Genomic DNA, 15,041 nt, shown 5'->3' with positions numbered 1-15,041 from the left:
TCAGGTCGGGCGGTCTGCGTGAAGGGTGCGAGCAGCGGTGCGGCCGGTCAGTACGCCCGCCCGCGCATGCGGCGCCACCACGCCACCGCGCCGCCGATCAGCAGGATGCCGACGGCTCCGGCCCCCGCCGAGGCGGCGATGAGGGTCGTGTCGCCGGAGCCCGCCGGGCGCAGCGCGTCACCCAGCTGGTTGCGCACGTCGTTGCCGCCGCCCGTGCCGTCGGCGAGCGGACCGCGCGAACCCTCCGTCGGGTTGGCCACGTACGGGAAGGCGGCCTCGAACTCCTTGTCGTTGGCGTCGACCGCGTCGCCCAGGTCGTTCGCGGCACCCACCAGTTCGCCCTCGACGACCTGGAGCGCGGCGTCGATCACGTCGTCGGTCAGTCGGCGTCCGTTGGGGAAGCCCGCGTTGTCGCCGTCGAGGACACCGAGGCGCTTGGGCTCGGCGGCCGGTTCGACCGAGGTGTTGAGGCGCAGTTGCTCCGAGGGCGTGACGTGGGGCGGCTGGTTGAGGTCCGGCACGCCCTTGAGGAACACGTCCACGAGGTCGTCGCGGGGCTCGGCCGGTGCCTTGATGTCGTAGATCGCCTCGATGAGCTTCGGCAGTTCGGGGTTGGTGACGTTCTGGAGGAACTGGGCGTCGTCCGCCGGCGCGGACGCGTTGAAGGTGTCCTTGTCCTTCAGCGGATTGACCACCTCGTTCACCAGGGGGTTCCCGAGCCGGGACACCTGCGTGAACTCGCCCTGGGCGTTCTCGCGCCGGGTCGTCGACCAGATGCCGACCACCGGCTGCTCCGCCGACTCCACGATCATGTCGGTCGGGATCTGGAGGGCGATCGAGTTGACGTTGTAGCCCTTGAGGGTGTCGTTGCCGACCTCCGACAGGTTCCCGCCGTACAGCAGGTCGAAGACCCGCAGGTCCAGGAAGAAGGGGTCGTCGGCCTGACCGGCGAACGTCTTCGTCCCGTCGTCCAGTTCGTGGACGGCCTGGTCGCGCAGGGCGCCGTAGTCCGGCATCGACGCCTTGCCGACGTTCGACGGCGCCACCGGCACCTCGTGCGCGATCGTCGTCCGGGACGCTTCCTTCCCGCCGTGCAGCTTGATCAGCTCGATGTCGTAGGTCTGCGTGATGTTGAGGTCGGGGTCGTCGAGGCTGGTGACGGTGCCCGTGTTGTAGAGGAACGACTTGTCGTTCTTCGTGTGCGTGGTGAACGTGTACCGGAACAGCAGGTCGCCGAGCGCGTCGCCGTCGTTGTCGACGTGCAGGTCGTACTGGGCGTCCTCGGCGAAGGTGAAGAAGTTCGGCCCGCCGGCCGGTTCCTCGAACGGGATCCAGTTCGCGACGAGCGTCGTGGTGTCCGGCCGGTCCGGGCTGACGAAGGCGTACAGATCCGTGTTGTCGTACTGCGGGGTCCCCGATATCAACGGCGCCTCCCGGTGGCTGGAGGCGTACGCCGCCCGCGGTTCCAGCGCGGTCACGCCGGCCGCGGTGAGCCCCCCGGCGGCCAGCGCGCCACAGACCAGCGTGGCCAAGCGCCGGCGACCCGTGTCGATTCCGGAGATACCGGAGAAAGGTGTCATGCGGTCCGTCCTCTGTGCCCGAGTTCCGAGTTACCTGACGCACCGGCATTCGGAGCGCCCCCGGGGCCGGATTGGTGCGGCCCCGGATCCGATTCCGTCCCCGGCCGACTGGCGATTTCGGGCCGCCGATCCGTAACCCCTGCGAAGGGCGTGCCGCCGTGCGCGCCCTCGCTGACGCGGACGGGCCCGGAGCGGCCCGCGGAGAGGGGGACGGGGTGGAGGCGGACGAGCTGCTGACGCTCGTGGCGGACGGCGACCAGAAGGCATTCGAGGAGCTGTACGGGCTGGTCTCGGGCCCGGTCTTCGGACTCGTACGGCGGGTGGTGCGCGACCCCGCGCAGTCGGAGGAGGTGGCGCAGGAGGTGCTGCTCGAACTCTGGCGGTCCGCGGCGCGGTTCGACCCGCGTCGCGGCAGCGCCCTGTCGTGGATCCTCACCGTCGCCCACCGCCGCGCCGTCGACCGGGTGCGCAGCGCCCGCGCGGCCGGCGAACGCGAGCGGCGCGAGGCCCGGCGCGCCCACCACCCCGCCTTCGACCAGGTCTCCGAGGAGGTCGAGGCGGGTCTCGAACGCGAGTGGGTGCGCCGCTGCCTGGACCGGCTGACCGCCCTGCAACGCCAGTCGGTCACCCTCGCCTACTACGACGGCTACACCTACCGGGAGGTGGCCGAACGCCTCTCCCTGCCGCTGGGCACGGTGAAGACGCGGATGCGGGACGGACTGGGCCGCCTGCGCGACTGCCTCGGAGGTACCGCATGAGCCTCCTCGGCCGGCTGTCCCGCCGCGGCGACCTGCACTCCCTCGCCGCCCCCTACGCCCTGGACGCCCTGGAGGGCGCCGAACGGGTCCGCTTCGAACGGCACTTGGAGGGCTGCGGCCACTGCGCCGCCGAGGTGCGGGCCCTGTCCGAGGACGCCGTCCGGCTGGCCTGGTCCACGGCCGCCCCGGCACCGGCCGCCCTGCGCGAACGGGTCCTGGCCGCCGTACGCACCACCCCGCAGGAGACCGCGGCCGGACGCGGCCCCGCGCTCCGGCTGCCCGCCCATGTGTGGGAGGGGCGGCGGACGCCGGAGCGGTCCCGCGCGGTCCGGCCGCGTCCCCTGCTGGTGCCGTTCGCCACGGTGACGGCCGCCGCGGCGCTCGTGGTCGCCTCGCTCTTCGCCGTGCAGGCCGACCGGACCCGGGACGAGTTGGACACGGCGCGGGACCGGGCACGTGAGATCGCCCACGTTCTCGCGGCTCCGGACGCCCGCGCGACGAGCGACAGGGACGATCGCGGCCGCGGCATCGGAGTGGTCGCCTCCGCCGCCGAGGGGCGTGCGGTGGTCACCCTGAGCGGATACGGCGAGCCGCCGGGCGACCGCGTGCACCAACTGTGGCTCATGCGCCCCGGCGCCGGGCCGCGCTCCCTCGGGCTTCTGGACGGCGACACGCCCCTGATCGCGTCCGGTCTGAACCGGTCAGCGACGTCACTCGCGGTGACCGTCGAGCCCGGAGGGGGGTCGGTCCGGCCGACGAGCAGCCCCGTTGTCCAACTCACCCTGGAATCTGTCGGATTCGGAGAGTAATCGTCAACCCCCTTACGGGGAAGGTGAATCCTGTGACCGCGATACACGCATCCCGTACCGGGGCGATAGGGTTACCCTGCCCGGGCCGGGTGGACTCGTACGGGTGGGGAGTGACATGGAACAGATAACAGTGCGCAGCAGGGCAAGGGTGCCTGCGATCACCTGCAAGAGCAGCGCGAGCAGCTCGCGTCTCGACCGGCATCTCGCGGTGCTCGGAGGGCCTGCCCTCCCACAGCGGGAGACCGTGGAGGCGACGTCGCTGATGCGTGAGCTGACCGCGCGTGAGCCCGCGCACAAGCGCAGCAGCAGGGGCGCCAGGGTGCGCCGGGTCTCGCTGTTCGCGCCACTGCGCCGACTGCGGCGCTCGCTGTTCGGCGGCAACTGAGGCCCGCGCTCCGGAGGTCACACCGCCCCGGCGCGGCGCCGCGCACTCGTCCGTCATCCCCACGGCACGCAGCGGCGCCCCGGTGTGTTCCCGAGCGCGGGTGCTTCCCGTACGCCTGTCCCGTAGACCCGTAGACCCGTAGACCCGTAGACCCGTAGACCCGTAGACCCGTAGACCCGTAGACCCGTAGACCCGTCAGGTCCCTGGCCCTCGGCCCGCCGCCTCCCGCCCGGCGGTGGCGCCCGCCGGCGCGCTCAGCGCTCGCCGCGCGCGTACCGGCGTACGGCGAGCGGGGCGAACACCGCCAGCAGCAGCGCGCAGCAGGCCAGCGATCCGGCCACGGGATGCGCCACCGGCCAGGCCGCCCCCTCCGGCACGGGCGCGTTGCCGAACAGGTCACGCAGCGCCGTCGTCACCGCGCTGATCGGATTCCACTCGGCCACCGTGCGCAGCCAGCCGGGCAGACCGTCGGTCGGGATGTACGCGTTGGAGAGCAACGGCAGGATGAAGGTCGCGCCGCCCAGTTGACCGGCGGCCTCCTCATTCCGGGTGAGCAGCCCCAGGAAGATCCCGATCCACGTCGTCGCGAACCGGAACAGCAGCAACAGCCCCACCGCTCCGGCCGCGCCCAGCGCGCCGCCCTCGATCCGCCACCCCACCGCGAGACCCACCAGCAGCAGCGGCACCGTCCCCGCCGCCGTGACGAGCACATCCGCCACCGACTGCCCGAGCGGCACGGCGGCCCGGCTCACCGGCAGGGTGCGCAGGCGGTCCGTCACCCCCCGGTGGGTGTCCTGGGCCGCCTGGAACATACCGGTCATGATCCCGTTCGCGGCCGTCGCGACCAGCAGGCCCGGCACCAGGAAGGAGCGGTACTCCTCGCCCGGCATCGCCAGCGCGCTGCCGAAGACGTAGCCGAAGAACAGCAGCATCGTGATCGGCATCGTCTGGGTGAGGATCAGCAGGCCCGGGTTGTTCCGGAGCCGTTGCAGCTGGCGGCCCAGCATGGCCGATCCGTCGTACACCAGACCGTACGGCCCCGGTCGGCCCGGCCTTGTCGTCACCGTGCTCATGCCACCAGCTCCCTGTTGTCGGTCAGGCGGAGGAAGACGTCGTCGAGGGTCGGCGGCCGCAGGCTCGCGTCCACCAGCGGCACTCCGGCCGCGTCGAGTTCGCGCACCAGGCGCGGCAGGGTCAGCGTCGGGTCCGTGGTGACCGCGCCTACGGTGCGCCGGTCGTGGTCCAGCGCGGGTTCGGTTCCCGTGAGGCGGTCCAGGACGCCCGCCGCCCGCACCATGGCGTCCGCGTCGGCGACGACGGCCTCGGCGTACGCCCCCACCAGTGCCTTGAGTGCGGCCGGCGACCCCGTGTGCGCGACCCGGCCCCGGTCCACCAGGGCGATGTCGTCGGCGAGGCGGTCGGCCTCCTCCAGGTACTGGGTGGTGAGCAGCACGGTCGTGCCGTCCTCCTTCAGGGCGCGCACGGCGTCCCAGATCCGGTTGCGGCTGGCCGGGTCCAGGCCGGTCGTCGGCTCGTCCAGGAAGAGCACGTCGGGGCGCCGGACGAGACTCGCCGCCAGGTCGAGACGGCGCCGCATGCCCCCGGACAGGGTGGACGCGGGCCGGTCGGCGGCCTCGGTCAGGCCGAAGCGGTCGAGCAGCTCACCGGTCCGCGCCGCCGCGTCCCGCACCCGGTGCAGGCGGGCGAAGAGCCGCAGGTTCTGGCGCGCGGTGAGGTCCCCGTCCACCGACGCGTACTGCCCGGTGACCCCGATCCGGCGCCGCACCGCGGCCGCCTCGCGGACCAGGTCGTGCCCGGCGATCCGGGCCGACCCGGCGTCCGGCCGCAGCAGCGTCGTCAGCAGCCGCACCGCCGTGGTCTTGCCCGCCCCGTTCGGTCCGAGCAGTCCGCACACCGTGCCCTCGGCCACCGCGAGATCCAGGCCGCGGAGCGCGCGCACCTCGCCGAAGCGTTTCTCCAGACCCTCACTAAGTACAGCGTACGTAGTAGTCATGGGGTGACCATAGCGCACTACGTACGCTGTACGTAACTAGGATGGTGGCCGAGGTGATGAACGATGGCGGGCCGAGCGGCCGTACCCGAAGTGATCTGGTCGCGCCCCGAGCGCACCGGCAGGGGGCCGAGACCGGCCTACACCCGTGCCGACATCGCCGCCGCCGCGGTGCGGATCGCCGACGCCGAGGGGCTGGACGCGGTCTCGATGCGGCACGTCGCCGCCGCGCTGGGCTGCGGCACGATGTCGCTCTACAACTACGTCCCCCGCAAGGAGGACCTGTACGAGCTGATGATGGACGCGGTCAGCGGCGAGCACGAGCTGTGGGAACCGAGCGGCGACTGGCGTGCCGACATGATCCGGGTGGCCCACCAGACCCGCGCGCTGATGCACCGCCACACCTGGCTGCCCCGCCTGATGTCCCCGGTCTACGGCTTCAGCCCCAACGCCCTGCGCTACCTGGAGCACTGCCTGGCCTGCCTCGACCCCTTCGACGCGCCCCCGGGCACCAAGATGGAGCTGGTCGCGATGGTGAACGGCGTCGTGACGACCTACGTCACCAACGAGATCTCCACCGTGGAGCGCACCCGGTCGCTGCCCTGGTCCCAGGAGCAGGAGGACGCGACGCGCATCGCCTACCTGGGCAAGCAGCTCGTGAGCGGCGCCTATCCGCGGCTGGCCGCGAGCTTCGCCGAGGACGCCGGTCCGATCGACCTGGAGGCGGTCTTCGAGCGGGCGCTGACCAGGGTGCTGGACGGCTTTACCTGAGCACCGGGGCCGGGGCTCCTACAGCAGCGCCAGCTGTCCCTCCGGCCCTTCCTCCGGGCCGTCCAGCACGGAGGCCGGCCGGCGGGCCGTCGGGGGCACCGGCAGCACGCCCGCCTCGCGCAGCTCCGCCGCGGTGATCTCCGCCGTCACCGTCAACTCCGCGTACCCGGAGCGCACGTCGGCGAGGAGCGCGAGGACCGTGATCAGCTCCAGCAGCTCGGACGTCCAGGGCTGCGGCCAGGTGGCCGGGCGGATCGCCGCCAGCGTGCCCGGCTCGCCCTCGGCGGTGCGGGCCGCGAACCACTGCTCCAGCACCCGGACCCCGCCCACCTCGAACTCCCAGGCGCCGGGCGGCACGGGGGAGACGCGGCCCTCGTCCAGGTGCAGGACCTCGTCGTCCGGGTCGTAGCGCAGGGTCAGCGGGCGCGCGGGCAGCGGGGCGCGGACGTACGGGCGGCGGCCGCCGGGGAGCTTGGGGCGCTCGCCGTCGCGCAGCATCAGCCTCAGCGCGCGCCGCCCCAGGTCGACGCCGTGCTCCCACAGCTCGGGGTCCGCGGTGAACGGGACCGTCCCGCCGGGCCGCACGGCCGCGACGGACCAGGCCAGCACGTCCAGCGGCGCGACCGGCCGCCCGAGCCGGGCGGCGAGGTGGTCCAGGAGGCCAGGGGCCAGGTTGGGCTCGGCGCCGCCGGGCCTGCGGTACAGCGGACGGATCCGGGCGGGGCCGAACAACGGCAGCCGGGAGCCGGCGAGCAGCAGCGGCGGGCCGGTGGCCTCGGGCACCGCCACGACGAACACCTGTCGCTCGTCCGCCACCCGCCACAGCTCCGGGCGGGCCGCGTCGATCAGCCGGTGGTCGGGAATCAGCCACTGCTCGTCGAAGGGCGCGCGCAGCACCCGCAGCGGCTCCGGGCACGGCCCCGAGGCGCGCGCCAGCCGCTCGGTGCCCCCGGCGCCGCCGGGCAGCCGCCCGACCGCCGTGTGCGGGGTGCGGGAGCGGGTCGGCTCGAACAGGGCCTCGCGGTCGGCTCCCTCGGCCTTCACCAGCGCGTCCCAGCGGGCCTTCAGGGACGCCGCGTCGGGCGCCGTCGGCCACCCCCGGCCGAGCCGTGGCGGTGCGACGGACCACGGCATGAGGTCCGCCAGCGGCGGAGCGTCGTCGTGCGTCACGCCCGGCATCGTACGACGGGAGGGCGCGGCCTCATGTGGCGTCCAGGGTGACCGTGAAGGAGAACCGGTCGCCCCGGTAGTGGATGACCGCCACGTCCAGCACCCGGCCCGCGGTGTCGTAGGTGACGCCCGTGTAGTGCAGGATCGGGCTGAGCAGCGGGACTTCGAGCAGCCGGGCCGTCTCCGGGTCCGCGAGCCGGGCCTCCACGGTGTCCGTGATCCGGCTGATGTCCATCCCCACCACGTCCCGCAGCACCTTGGTCATCGGCCATCGGGCGAGGTCGTCCACGTCGATGCGGGCGGCCAGCTCGGGACGGACGTAGTTGCGGGCGTGGTTGGTGGGCTCGCCCGTCGTCTCGTCGCAGCGCAGCCGGTGGTACGTCCCCACCTCCACGCACTCGGGGAAGTACTCGGCGACCTCGGGCGGCACCGGCACCGTGCCGTGGCCCAGCAGTTCGGCCTTCATGCCGGACTGCTGCGCCACGATCGCGTCCACCGAGCCCAGCAGCCGCACCGGGGCGCCCCGCCGGGCGTCGGGCTCGATGAACGTGCCGCGCCGGCGGTGCCGGGTGATCAGCCCCTCGTCCTCCAGCTCCTTGAGCGCCTGCCGCATGGTCAGCACGCTCACCCCGTAGTGACCGGCCAACTGCTCCTCGGTGGGCAGCCGCAGCGGGTCCCGGGGCGAGCGGCCGAGTATCGAGGCGCGCAGCGACTGCGACACCTGGTACCACAGCGGCAGCTTGCGGTTCAGGACGATGGAGTCCGGGGCGAAGGAGGTCACGGGCCATCCGTACCGGTAGGGAAACCTCAGTGCAAGGGGCGGAAGTGACGCTCCAGGCCCTGCCAGACGTCGTCGTAGCCGGGTTGCAGGTGCTCGGCGCGGGCCGCCTGGGGGGTGAGGGTCACCGGCCAGCGCGTCTCGAACATGAACGCCAGGCCGTCGTCGATCCGCTGCGGCTTCAGCTCGGCGGCGCTCGCCCGGTCGAAGGTCTCCCGGTCCGGGCCGTGCGCCGACATCATGTTGTGCAGCGAGCCCCCGCCCGGCACGAAGCCTTCCGCCTTCGCGTCGTAGGCGCCCTCGATCAGGCCCATGTACTCGCTCATCACGTTCCGGTGGAAGTACGGCGGCCGGAAGGTGTCCTCGCCCACCAGCCAGCGCGGCGCGAAGACCACGAAGTCGACGCCCGCGAGGCCGGGGGTGTCCGACGGGGAGGTGAGCACCGTGAAGATGGACGGGTCCGGGTGGTCGTACGAGATGGTGCCGATGACGTTGAAGCGGCGCAGGTCGTAGACGTACGGCACGTGGTTGCCGTGCCAGGCGACGACGTCCAGCGGGGAGTGGTCGTACTCGGCCGTCCAGAGGTTGCCGCAGAACTTGTTGACCACCTCCACCGGGCCCGGCGTGTCCCCGTCGTCCTCGTAGGCGGCGACCGGCGCCATGAAGTCCCGCGCGTTCGCCAGGCCGTTGGCGCCGATCGGGCCGAGGTCCGGGAGCTGGAAGGGGGCGCCGTAGTTCTCGCAGACGTAGCCGCGGGCGTCGGCGTCCAGCAGCTCCACCCGGAAGCGCACCCCGCGCGGGATCAGCGCCACATGGCCCGGCTCGGCGTGCAGCATCCCGAACTCGGTGCGCAGCAGCAGGCCGCCGCGCTCCGGGACGATCAGCAGCTCGCCGTCGGAGTCACTGAACACGCGCTCCATGGAGGCCGTCGCGTGGTACAGGTGCACGGCCATGCCGGTGCGCTGGGTGGCGTCGCCGTTGCCGCCGAGCGTCCACAGGCCCGCGACGAAGTCCGTCCCGGCGGCCGGCTCCGGCAGCGGGTTCCAGCGCAGCCGGTTCGGGTCCGGCACGGCCTGCGCGAAGGGCGCCGTGCGGATCGCGCCGTTGCCCGCGCGGGTGAACGCCGGGTGGGCGGCCGAGGGGCGGATCCGGTACAGCCACGAACGCCGGTTGTGGGCCCGGGGCTCCGTGAACGCCGTGCCGCTCAACTGCTCCGCGTACAGCCCGAGCGGCGCCCGCTGCGGCGAGTTCCGGCCCTCGGGCAGTGCGCCCGCGACCGCCTCCGAGCCGTGCTCGTTGCCGAAACCGGACAGATAGGCCAGCCCCTCCGCGGTCTTCCGCGCGTCCCCGCTCATTGATCGCTCCCTCGCAACCCGATTCCTATGGCACACCGTAGGATTGCGGTTTCCCGCGCGCAAGAGGGCGTACGGGTCTTCCCGGTGCGTCCCGGTTCTTCCCCGTCCGGCGCGCGGGTCCTCCTGAAGGATGACCGGAACCAGGCCCCCGGGGGATCCGGACTGTCGGACCCGTGTTCTAGTCTCGCGTCATGTCGTGGACGCGGGGAGTGCTCGCCGTGCTCGCGGTCTGCGTCCTGCTGTTGACCGGATCCGCGGGCTGCGGCTCGGGCGACGACGGAGAACCGGAGGCCGGGGAGTCGGCCGCCCCGGCGGGCAGGCTGCTCGACGCCACCGACGAGCAGGGCCGGCGCTACCGGGAGGTGGACGCCGAACAGGCCCCCGAGGTCGGCATCGAGGTGCAGCCCGAGGACGACGACAGCTGGGACGTACGCCTGACCGTCCGCGGCTTCAGGTTCTCGCCGGACGGCACCGAGGCCGAGGCGGTGCCCGGCCGCGGCGTCGCCCACCTCTTCCTCGACGGCGACCTCGTCACCCGCCTGCGCGGCCCGGAGTACCGGCTCACCGCCGACCTGGTCCCGCGCGGCACCCACCAGGTCACCGTCCGGCTGTACGCGGACGACGACACCGTCTGGGCCGTCGACGGCGAGCCCGTCGAGAGCACGGCGGACATCACGGCGTCGGACGCCGAGCCGACGGAGGCGACGGAGCCCGAGGAGATCGAGGGCCGGACGGTTCCCACCCGCGCGACGGCACGGTGAGGGCATCATGAGCACCGTGCCCCCCGCGACCCCGCTCCGCCGCGCCCCCGTGCAGCGGCGCAGCGCCGAACGGCTGACCAGGATCCTCGACGCCTGCGCCGACCTCCTCGACGAGGTGGGCTACGACGCCCTGAGCACCCGGGCCGTGGCGCTGCGCGCGGACGTCCCCATCGGGTCGGTGTACCGCTTCTTCGGCAACAAGCGGCAGATGGCCGACGCGCTGGCCCAGCGCAATCTGGAGCGCTACGCGGAACGCGTGACCGAACGGCTCACGGAGACCGGCGACGGCGGCTGGCGCTGCGCCCTGGACGCGGTGCTCGACGAGTACCTGGCGATGAAGCGGACCGCCCCCGGCTTCTCCCTGATCGACTTCGGCAACCAGATACCGGTCGGCGACCGGGCCACCGTCCCCAACCACCGCGTCGCCGAGCGGCTCACCGAGCTGCTCTCCGGCTACCTCGGCCGCCGCCCCGACGACGACCTGCGCCGCGTCTTCCTCGTCGCCGTGGAGACCGCCGACACCCTCGTCCAGCTCGCCTTCCGGGTCGCGCCGGACGGGGACGCGAAGATCATCGAGGAGGCGCGGGAGCTGCTCCGGGCGTATCTGGGGCGCGTGCTGGACTGACGCACCGGCCGCACCGGCGCCGTGCGGCCGTTCGCGCGGGAGCCGCAGGGGCTCCCCAACATGCCTACCGGTCGGTATGCTCGCGGGCAAGAGCGACGCCGCCCTCCGGGAGGACCCGTGTCCCGCACCGCCCTGCGTATCTGCCCCCTGTGCGAGGCCACCTGCGGCCTGGCCCTCACCATCGACGGCACCGAGGTCACCGCCGCCCGCGGCGACCGCGACGACGTCTTCAGCCACGGCTTCATCTGCCCCAAGGGCGCCTCCTTCGGGGCCGTCGACTCCGACCCCGACCGGCTGCGCACGCCCCTGGTGCGCAGGGACGGCGAACTGCGCGAGGCCACCTGGGAGGAGGCCTTCGACGCGGTCGCCGCCGGGGTCCGCACCGTCGCCGAGCGGCACGGACCGCACTCCGTCGGCCTGGTCCTCGGCAACCCCAACGTGCACACCGTGGCCGGCGCCCTCTACCCGCCCGTCCTGCTCGCCGCCCTCGGCACCCGCAGCCTCTTCACCGCCTCCACGGTCGACCAGATGCCCAAGCACGTCTCCAGCGGGCTGCTCTTCGGCGACGCCAACGCCATCCCGGTACCCGACCTCGACCACACCGACCACCTCCTGCTGATCGGCGCCAACCCGCTGGAGTCCAACGGCAGTCTGTGCACCGCCCCCGACTTCCCCGGCCGGCTCAAGGCCCTGCGCGCCCGCGGCGGCACCCTCACCGTCGTCGACCCGCGCCGCACCCGCACCGCGAAACTCGCCGACCGGCACGTGGCGATCCGCCCCGGCACCGACGCCCTGCTGCTCGCCGCGATGGTCCACGTGCTCTACGAAGAGGACCTGGTCGACCTCGGCGACCTCGCCCCGCACGTGATCGGGGCCGACGAAGTCCGGGACGCCGTACGCGACTTCACCCCCGAGGCCGTCGCCGCCGCCTGCGACGTGGACGCCGGTGTGACACGCGCCCTCGCCCGCGAACTCGCCGCCGCCCGCACCGGCGCCGTCTACGGCCGCATCGGCAGCTGCACCGTCCCGCACGGCACCCTCGCCAGCTGGCTCGTGGACGTCCTCAACATCCTCACCGGCAACCTCGACCGGCCCGGCGGCGCCCTCTTCCCGCAGGCCGCCACCGACCGGACCCCGCGCCCCGCCGGACCCGGCCACGGGTTCGCGCTCGGCCGCTGGCGCTCCCGGGTGAGCGGACACCCCGAGGCCAAGGGCGAACTGCCCCTGTCCGCCCTCGCGGAGGAGATCGACACCGCCACCGACACGGCCACCGACGCCGACGCCGACGCCGACGCCGACACCGCCACCGACGCCGGCACCGCCACCGGCGAGCCGGTCCGCGCGCTGATCACCATCGCCGCCAACCCCGTCCTGTCCGCCCCCGACGGCGACCGGCTCGACAAGGCGCTCGACTCGCTCGACTTCATGGTCAGCGTCGACCCCTACCTCAACGAGACCTCCCGCCACGCCGACGTCGTCCTGCCGCCGCCCCCGCCCGCGCAGAGCCCGCACCACGACTTCGCCTTCAACACCCTCGCCGTGCGCAACCAGGTCCGCTACACCCGCCCCGCCGTCCCGCTGGAGCCCGGCCGCATGGCGGAGACCGAGATCCTGGCCCGGCTGACCCTGGCCGTCAGCGGCAGGCACGGCGCCGACCCGGCCGCCGTCGACGCCATGGTGATCGAGCAGACCCTCGGCAGGTCCGTCCGCGACCCGCACTCACCCGTGCACGGCCGCGACCCCGGCGAGCTGACCGCGCACCTCACCGGTGAGACGGGCCCCGAGCGACGGCTCGACCTGATGCTGCGCCTCGGCCCCTACGGCGACGGCTTCGGCGCACGCCCCGACGGGCTGACCCTGGAGCGCCTGCTCGCCCACCCGCACGGCATCGACCTCGGCCCGCTGCGCCCACGCCTGCCGCAGCCGCTGAAGACCCGCAGCGGCAAGGTGGAGCTGCTGCCGGAGCCGATCGCCGACGACCTGCCCCGCCTGCGGCACGCCCTGGCCGAGCGCCCCGCCGGGCTCGTCCTCGTCGGCCGCCGCCACCTCAGGTCCAACAACAGCTGGATGCACAACATCCCGGCCCTCACCGGCGGCTCCAACCGCTGCACCCTGCACCTCCACCCCGACGACGCCGGACGGCTCGGCGTACGCAGCGCGCAGCCCGTGCGCGTCCAGGGACCCGGGGGAGAGGTGACCGTCCCCGCCGAGGTCACCGACACCGTCCGGCCCGGCGTGGTCAGCCTCCCGCACGGCTGGGGCCACGACCGCCCCGGCACCCGCCAGACCCACGCCGCCACCGAGCCCGGCGTCAACGTCAACCAGCTCCTCGACGGCAGCCTGCTCGACCCGCTCTCCGGCAACGCGGTCCTCAACGGCGTACCGGTAAAGCTCACCCCGGTGACCGCCCCCTGACCTGAGCAAAGCTTTGACCTGGAGTTTTGCGCTTATTGCTCGCATGTCAACGTCTTGTTAACGCGACTTCACGGCACCTAACGTCGCTCGCACCGCCTGCCCCCGGTGGAATGTTCAAGGGCGAACGTTAGGTACTCACACATGCTGACCATCCTCGGCTTCGCCATGATCGCGACCTTCCTGGTCCTGATCATGATGAAGAAGATGTCGCCGATCGCGGCGCTCGTGCTGATTCCCGCGCTGTTCTGCGTGTTCGTCGGCAAGGGCGCCCACCTCGGCGACTACGTCATCGACGGCGTGTCCAGCCTCGCCCCCACCGCGGCGATGCTCATGTTCGCGATCGTCTACTTCGGGGTGATGATCGACGTCGGGCTCTTCGACCCGATCGTCCGGGCCATCCTGAAGTTCTGCAAGGCCGACCCGATGCGCGTCGTCGTCGGTACGGCGCTGCTCGCCGCCATCGTCTCGCTCGACGGCGACGGCTCCACCACCTTCATGATCACGGTCTCGGCCATGTATCCGCTGTACAAGCGGCTGAAGATGAGCCTGGTCGTGATGACCGGCGTCGCCGCGATGGCCAACGGCGTGATGAACACGCTGCCCTGGGGCGGCCCCACCGCCCGTGCCGCCACCGCGCTCAAGGTCGACGCCACCGACATCTTCGTCCCGATGATCCCGGCCCTGGCCGTCGGTCTGCTCGCGGTCGTCGCCCTGTCGTACGTGCTCGGTCTGCGCGAGCGCCGGCGGGTGGGCACGCTGACGCTGGACGAGGCGCTGGTGCGCGAGCCGGAGCCGGAGAGCGAGACGGTGCTGGTCGGTGCGGGCGCGGGTGCGGGTGCCAAGGCCGGTGCCGGTCGTGGCGGCTCGGGCGGAGCGGACCGCTCCGAGGGTTCCGCCGGTTCCGCCGGTTCCGCCGGTTCCGCCGGCTCCGGCGGCTCCGCCGGACCGGACGAGGCGTCGGACGACGACTTCAAGGGCCTCGACCCGAACCGGCCCACCCTGCGCCCCAAGCTGTACTGGTTCAACGCGCTCCTCACGGTCGCGCTGCTCACCTCCATGATCATGGAGCTGCTGCCGATCCCGGTGCTCTTCCTGCTCGGCGCCGCGCTCGCGCTCACCGTGAACTTCCCGCACATCCCGGACCAGAAGGCCCGGATCGCCGCCCACGCCGACAACGTGCTCAACGTCTCCGGCATGGTCTTCGCCGCCGCCGTCTTCACCGGCGTCCTCACCGGCACCGGCATGGTCGACCACATGGCCAACTGGCTCGTGGACACCATCCCCGACGGCATGGGCCCGCACATGGGCCTGGTCACCGGCCTGCTGAGCCTGCCGCTCACCTACTTCATGTCCAACGACGGCTTCTACTTCGGCGTCCTGCCCGTGCTCGCCGAGGCCGGGCAGGCGCACGGCGTGTCGACGCTGGAGATCGCCCGCGCCTCGATCGTCGGCCAGCCGCTGCACATGTCCAGCCCGCTCGTCCCCGCCGTGTACGTCCTGGTCGGCATGGCGAAGGTCGAGTTCGGCGACCACACGCGGTTCGTCGTGAAGTGGGCGGTCCTGACCAGCCTGGTGATTCTCGCGGCGGGCATCCTGTTCGGCATCATCTGATCATCGGAACGG

At 72.9% G+C, this 15,041-nt stretch carries 14 protein-coding genes; 8 read left to right on the top strand and 6 right to left on the bottom strand.

Features of this window, described 5'->3' with window-relative positions:
* Window positions 1-47: 47 nt before the first annotated feature.
* A complete protein-coding gene (locus tag ACFC1X_RS26665) occupies window positions 48-1,580 on the bottom strand; it encodes a DUF4331 domain-containing protein (protein ID WP_376357710.1) in 1,533 nt (510 codons plus the stop codon).
* A 215-nt stretch (window positions 1,581-1,795) separates the two neighbouring features.
* Here ACFC1X_RS26665 and ACFC1X_RS26660 point away from each other — a divergent pair, with 215 nt between their 5' ends.
* The 3 genes from ACFC1X_RS26660 to ACFC1X_RS26650 all read left to right on the top strand — a co-directional run bounded on the left by ACFC1X_RS26660 (window position 1,796) and on the right by ACFC1X_RS26650 (window position 3,532).
* Window positions 1,796-2,338, top strand: coding sequence for a sigma-70 family RNA polymerase sigma factor (locus ACFC1X_RS26660; RefSeq protein ID WP_122617384.1), 543 nt, complete (start codon window positions 1,796-1,798; stop codon window positions 2,336-2,338).
* A complete protein-coding gene (locus tag ACFC1X_RS26655; protein WP_376357708.1) occupies window positions 2,335-3,147 on the top strand; it encodes an anti-sigma factor domain-containing protein in 813 nt (270 codons plus the stop codon). Before ACFC1X_RS26660 ends, ACFC1X_RS26655 begins: the two co-directional genes overlap by 4 nt.
* Before the next feature lie 115 nt (window positions 3,148-3,262).
* Window positions 3,263-3,532, top strand: a complete 270-nt coding sequence (locus tag ACFC1X_RS26650) for a hypothetical protein (protein WP_064727101.1) — start codon at window positions 3,263-3,265, stop codon at window positions 3,530-3,532.
* 254 nt (window positions 3,533-3,786) lie between these two features.
* Here the strand turns inward: ACFC1X_RS26650 and ACFC1X_RS26645 are convergent, their stop codons facing one another.
* On the bottom strand, window positions 3,787-4,605 hold the full coding sequence (locus ACFC1X_RS26645; protein WP_376357705.1) for an ABC transporter permease: 819 nt from the start codon (window positions 4,603-4,605) through the stop codon (window positions 3,787-3,789).
* Window positions 4,602-5,546: an ATP-binding cassette domain-containing protein gene (locus ACFC1X_RS26640; protein ID WP_376357702.1), complete on the bottom strand. Its 945-nt coding sequence runs from the start codon at window positions 5,544-5,546 to the stop codon at window positions 4,602-4,604. The genes ACFC1X_RS26645 and ACFC1X_RS26640 overlap by 4 nt, the downstream gene beginning before the upstream one ends.
* A 63-nt stretch (window positions 5,547-5,609) precedes the next feature.
* Here ACFC1X_RS26640 and ACFC1X_RS26635 point away from each other — a divergent pair, with 63 nt between their 5' ends.
* On the top strand, window positions 5,610-6,314 hold the full coding sequence (locus ACFC1X_RS26635; RefSeq protein ID WP_376357700.1) for a TetR/AcrR family transcriptional regulator C-terminal domain-containing protein: 705 nt from the start codon (window positions 5,610-5,612) through the stop codon (window positions 6,312-6,314).
* An 18-nt stretch (window positions 6,315-6,332) separates the two neighbouring features.
* On the opposite strand, the gene ACFC1X_RS26630 is transcribed toward ACFC1X_RS26635, so the two are convergent.
* From ACFC1X_RS26630 to hmgA, 3 genes are read right to left on the bottom strand one after another with little or no spacing between them, the layout of a single operon-like run.
* Complete coding sequence (locus ACFC1X_RS26630) at window positions 6,333-7,493, bottom strand: type ISP restriction/modification enzyme (RefSeq protein ID WP_376357697.1); 1,161 nt, start codon at window positions 7,491-7,493, stop codon at window positions 6,333-6,335.
* Window positions 7,494-7,515: 22 nt separating this feature from the next.
* The gene (locus tag ACFC1X_RS26625; RefSeq protein ID WP_376357694.1) at window positions 7,516-8,265 is read right to left on the bottom strand and encodes a GntR family transcriptional regulator; all 750 of its coding nucleotides are present in this window, start codon (window positions 8,263-8,265) and stop codon (window positions 7,516-7,518) included.
* Window positions 8,266-8,291: 26 nt separating this feature from the next.
* Window positions 8,292-9,617, bottom strand: coding sequence for a homogentisate 1,2-dioxygenase (gene hmgA / locus ACFC1X_RS26620; protein WP_376357691.1), 1,326 nt, complete (start codon window positions 9,615-9,617; stop codon window positions 8,292-8,294).
* Window positions 9,618-9,808: 191 nt separating this feature from the next.
* Here hmgA and ACFC1X_RS26615 point away from each other — a divergent pair, with 191 nt between their 5' ends.
* The 4 genes from ACFC1X_RS26615 (at window position 9,809) to ACFC1X_RS26600 (ending at window position 15,029) form a co-directional block, all read left to right on the top strand.
* Window positions 9,809-10,378, top strand: a complete 570-nt coding sequence (locus ACFC1X_RS26615; protein WP_376357688.1) for a hypothetical protein — start codon at window positions 9,809-9,811, stop codon at window positions 10,376-10,378.
* Between the two features lie 7 nt (window positions 10,379-10,385).
* A complete protein-coding gene (locus tag ACFC1X_RS26610; protein WP_376357685.1) occupies window positions 10,386-11,003 on the top strand; it encodes a TetR family transcriptional regulator in 618 nt (205 codons plus the stop codon).
* A gap of 117 nt (window positions 11,004-11,120) precedes the next feature.
* The gene (locus ACFC1X_RS26605) at window positions 11,121-13,418 is read left to right on the top strand and encodes a molybdopterin-dependent oxidoreductase (RefSeq protein WP_376357682.1); all 2,298 of its coding nucleotides are present in this window, start codon (window positions 11,121-11,123) and stop codon (window positions 13,416-13,418) included.
* 141 nt (window positions 13,419-13,559) lie between these two features.
* A complete protein-coding gene (locus ACFC1X_RS26600) occupies window positions 13,560-15,029 on the top strand; it encodes a CitMHS family transporter (protein ID WP_376357679.1) in 1,470 nt (489 codons plus the stop codon).
* The last annotated feature ends 12 nt before the right edge of the window (window positions 15,030-15,041 follow it).

It is taken from the genome of Streptomyces sp. NPDC056128, from assembly GCF_042263835.1.
Lineage (GTDB): Bacteria > Actinomycetota > Actinomycetes > Streptomycetales > Streptomycetaceae > Streptomyces.
The sequence above is the reverse complement of the archived record's forward strand: the minus strand, read 5'-3'. Positions and strand labels throughout refer to the sequence as shown.

Coding starts and splice junctions, on each gene's coding strand:
- ACFC1X_RS26665 (WP_376357710.1), bottom strand. CDS start 1,580: ATGACACCTTTCTCCGGTATCTCCGGAATCGACACGGGTCGCCGGCGC.
- ACFC1X_RS26655 (WP_376357708.1), top strand. CDS start 2,335: ATGAGCCTCCTCGGCCGGCTGTCCCGCCGCGGCGACCTGCACTCCCTC.
- ACFC1X_RS26650 (WP_064727101.1), top strand. CDS start 3,263: ATGGAACAGATAACAGTGCGCAGCAGGGCAAGGGTGCCTGCGATCACC.
- ACFC1X_RS26645 (WP_376357705.1), bottom strand. CDS start 4,605: ATGAGCACGGTGACGACAAGGCCGGGCCGACCGGGGCCGTACGGTCTG.
- ACFC1X_RS26640 (WP_376357702.1), bottom strand. CDS start 5,546: ATGACTACTACGTACGCTGTACTTAGTGAGGGTCTGGAGAAACGCTTC.
- ACFC1X_RS26635 (WP_376357700.1), top strand. CDS start 5,610: ATGGCGGGCCGAGCGGCCGTACCCGAAGTGATCTGGTCGCGCCCCGAG.
- ACFC1X_RS26630 (WP_376357697.1), bottom strand. CDS start 7,493: ATGCCGGGCGTGACGCACGACGACGCTCCGCCGCTGGCGGACCTCATG.
- hmgA (WP_376357691.1), bottom strand. CDS start 9,617: ATGAGCGGGGACGCGCGGAAGACCGCGGAGGGGCTGGCCTATCTGTCC.
- ACFC1X_RS26615 (WP_376357688.1), top strand. CDS start 9,809: ATGTCGTGGACGCGGGGAGTGCTCGCCGTGCTCGCGGTCTGCGTCCTG.
- ACFC1X_RS26610 (WP_376357685.1), top strand. CDS start 10,386: ATGAGCACCGTGCCCCCCGCGACCCCGCTCCGCCGCGCCCCCGTGCAG.
- ACFC1X_RS26600 (WP_376357679.1), top strand. CDS start 13,560: ATGCTGACCATCCTCGGCTTCGCCATGATCGCGACCTTCCTGGTCCTG.